General features: G+C 63.8%; 1 protein-coding gene. It reads right to left on the bottom strand.

Annotation, left to right across the window (positions count from 1 at the left end):
* Nucleotides 1-235, bottom strand: a 235-nt coding sequence (locus tag ACP5H1_RS08595) for a redoxin domain-containing protein (protein WP_427974132.1), incomplete at both ends; no start/stop codon positions are given.

Below are 235 nucleotides of genomic sequence, written 5' to 3' on the forward strand. Positions count from 1 at the left end.
GGATCCACTGGATGTGCGACGGCACGGTGTCGACGCTGAGCCCCAGAAGCTCCGCGTTGAGCGCCTTGAAGTCGTCGAACCTCCTGGCGAACGCGTAGAACTCCGTCGTGCAGACCGGCGTGAAGTCGCCCGGGTGGCTGAAGAGGACGAGCCATTTCCCCGCGTAGTCGTCCGGCAGGGTCTTCGGGCCGTGCGTCGTGGTCACCTTCATCGTGGGCAATCTCTCACCTATGAG

The sequence above is a fragment of the Acidilobus sp. genome (genome assembly GCF_049973875.1).
Classification (GTDB): domain Archaea; phylum Thermoproteota; class Thermoprotei_A; order Sulfolobales; family Acidilobaceae; genus Acidilobus.